We start from the raw sequence: 2,749 nt of genomic DNA on the forward strand, positions 1-2,749 counted from the left end.
AAAACTATGCTCCTTAAGCAACCTAAATAATTACTTAAGCTACTTTTCTTCATCCTTAGTAGTTCTAAATGATAAAATATTAACTTCTGGTATAGAGTTGCGGATTTATGGAAGGATTCGTGCGGCAGCGGGGGGATACAGCATTAAATTTGATTTAAGTTTCAAGGACGGTGGAAGTTCGCTTCAAACTAAAATAAAAGCAAATGCAGAGCAATTTGAAGGGTACAGTATTGGTAATAGTTTGGAGAGAGGAAATGAGGATTCTCATAGAAATGTGTTTAAAGTTAGGATAGATCAAGAAGGTACTATGTTAGAAACAGGCGGTGTTACAGAAAGGAAAAAATCAATAATGATGAATTCAAAACATGATAATAGCATTAATAGAATTCATGAAGTAGGACATACTTTGGGATTAGATGACAATATACGAACAGGAAATACAGGAGGTTTAATGGAATATCCTCCTGAGAGGATGACTCGAAAAGAAGCGAACCAATTAGGGAATGGTAGTTTTTTACCTAAAGTCGAATAGTTATGATAAGAATTTGCTATGCTTTAGTACTGTCATTTTTTATGTGTTATTTTTCAGGATGTAACTCATATTATAAAATTAATGCTAAGAAGGAAGTTGGAAATGCTCTTAAGTATTTGGTTGTGGTTACGGTTTCTTCAAAAGCAAATGGAGATATAATGATGATGAATGGAGTAGGGAGTAAAAAGAAATTGTCAATGTTAAGTAAAAAAAGTATTGATGATTTTTTTAAAACTTTTTACAATAATTATGCATATTCTCCATTAATGATAGATTTGGAAAATGGATACAAAGAATTTGTTAATTGTTTTGGGTATGATATGAGTTGGTATAATGAGTATTATATTAATGACTTAACAAAAGACCCGGAGTCAATCTCGGAAATAGAATTAGGAGATGGGTTTTATGTTAGTATGGAATTTTATAGGCTATTAGATGGTATTGAGATAAAATATGTGCAAATCGATTTAGGACATTGTCTTTATGATATTTCTTTAGAGATTGATTATAAAAAAAAGATAAGTATTGTAAAAAAGGTTGCATTGTTTTTGGATAAGAACCAGGATGCTACACCCCTGCTAGTGCACGAAGAATAAAAATACTATGACGCTATACGACTATGGTGCGCGTTGCTATAATCCGGGGGCTAGTATATTTTTGAATGTGGATCCGTTGGCGGAGCAAACCATGGAACCGTATTCGTACGTTGGAAACAACCCGATTAACTTTACTGACCCTACGGGGATGAGTAAGGAAGGTGGAGAAAGTATTGGAGTAAGAAAAATTGGAGAGGGAAAATATGAAGTGGTAAGTGGAAAAGCAGATGGAGATAAGAGTATATATTTAGCTGATTCAAAAGGGCATTATAATAAAAAATCTGAAAAGATAGGAGAATCATTGACAGAGTATTCTTTTTTAACAGAAGAAGGAAAAGCTGTTAAAGGGGCTGTGATTAATACTTATGATACTTCTGGAATTGACTTTTTAAATAATGAAGTTGTAAATAATTCCAGTTTGACACAATTAGATTATATGCCTAATGCAACTGGCGGTAAACATTATGATTTTAAGGCAAGAGGTAGAAATGAATTACCTACTACCCAATGGAATAAACATCATTATAGAGGAATGTTATTCCAAGGTATTGATAATATGTCGGAAAGTAATAGTGGAAAAACTATTTTTGCTTCTGCAAGAGATATTGGAAACGTTGGAGCTGGTTATTTTGCTGCCTCTAAAGGATGGAATTGGAGTGATACAAGGAGTGCGTTTGATGGATTGCAAAAATGGCAACAGTTAAACCCTTTTGCTACAGAGGGAAAACCATCTCAATATGCCCAAAAAGTAGGACACACAGCTGGATATAGAATTTGGGGACAAAAGAATCCTATGCAATATAGAAATAGACAAAGAAATGGATTGAATTAATTATGAAGAAGTATATTAAATCAGCCGGTTATGTTATATTATTTTTTTTATTTATTTGCTTTGCGATTGACCAAAGTCGAAGTTTCTATAAACTTGAAGACGGTAAAGAAGTAACTGTTTGGAAAAGAATTGGAGGAATATGTTATGTGATTCCTTATAAATATTATGGTATTATTAAGCCATCAAGCTGTGCTATTGAGACAGTTAATACAGGTGGTATAACTTTAATATGGTATAATGGAAAATTGATTGTTAATACGGATTCAAAAATGAAAATAATTAACAACGGAGATTGTATATTAGAAGATTATATGAATAAAAAAGATGAGAATGATTCAATATTCTTATACAGTGATAATGGAATTGATAAGCTAAAATCTGATTTAAAATATTTAAGTATTTATATTTTAGATAATTCAGTGTATTCTAACAAATAACCCCCGCTAGTGCACGAAGGATAAAATCTTCGCTATCGCGCGAGCACGTCATTAAGTTAACATATTAAACATTTGATTTACATGTGTATATGCTTGTTTTTTTAATAGTGATTTCGTGTGTTTACTTGACAACCAAGTAGTCTCGCCCGCTGTTACGCGAGTATTAAAAATGTCCGGCTACGCTACCGCGCGAGTCCTCTCGCGTGGTCTATGTCAAATAAAAAACGCTCAATTATATTGGGCGTTTTGTGTTTATGAAAGATTTTTCTCTATTTTTATTCAGAGGAATAAAACAATCAAAATGAGTAGAAATTATAAATTTTGTAATCCTGAGGGTTTATACTTTGTAAGT

General features: G+C 32.4%; 4 protein-coding genes. All 4 read left to right on the forward strand.

Annotated features, from left to right (window positions below):
• Window positions 1–532 (forward strand): hypothetical protein (locus KO524_RS15065; protein WP_219295059.1); only part of this gene is annotated, 532 nt, incomplete at its 5' end.
• Window positions 533–534: 2 nt separating this feature from the next.
• Window positions 535–1,128 (forward strand): hypothetical protein, encoded by a 594-nt coding sequence (locus tag KO524_RS15070; RefSeq protein WP_219295060.1) that lies wholly within the window; start codon window positions 535–537, stop codon window positions 1,126–1,128.
• A 7-nt stretch (window positions 1,129–1,135) separates the two neighbouring features.
• Window positions 1,136–1,960 carry an RHS repeat-associated core domain-containing protein gene (locus KO524_RS15075; RefSeq protein ID WP_219295061.1) on the forward strand — a complete coding sequence of 275 codons (825 nt, stop codon included), beginning with the start codon at window positions 1,136–1,138 and terminating at the stop codon, window positions 1,958–1,960.
• Window positions 1,961–1,962: 2 nt separating this feature from the next.
• On the forward strand, window positions 1,963–2,397 hold the full coding sequence (locus KO524_RS15080; protein ID WP_255555287.1) for a hypothetical protein: 435 nt from the start codon (window positions 1,963–1,965) through the stop codon (window positions 2,395–2,397).
• The last annotated feature ends 352 nt before the right edge of the window (window positions 2,398–2,749 follow it).

It is taken from the genome of Flavobacterium sp. NKUCC04_CG (assembly GCF_019345525.1).
Taxonomy (GTDB): domain Bacteria; phylum Bacteroidota; class Bacteroidia; order Flavobacteriales; family Flavobacteriaceae; genus Flavobacterium.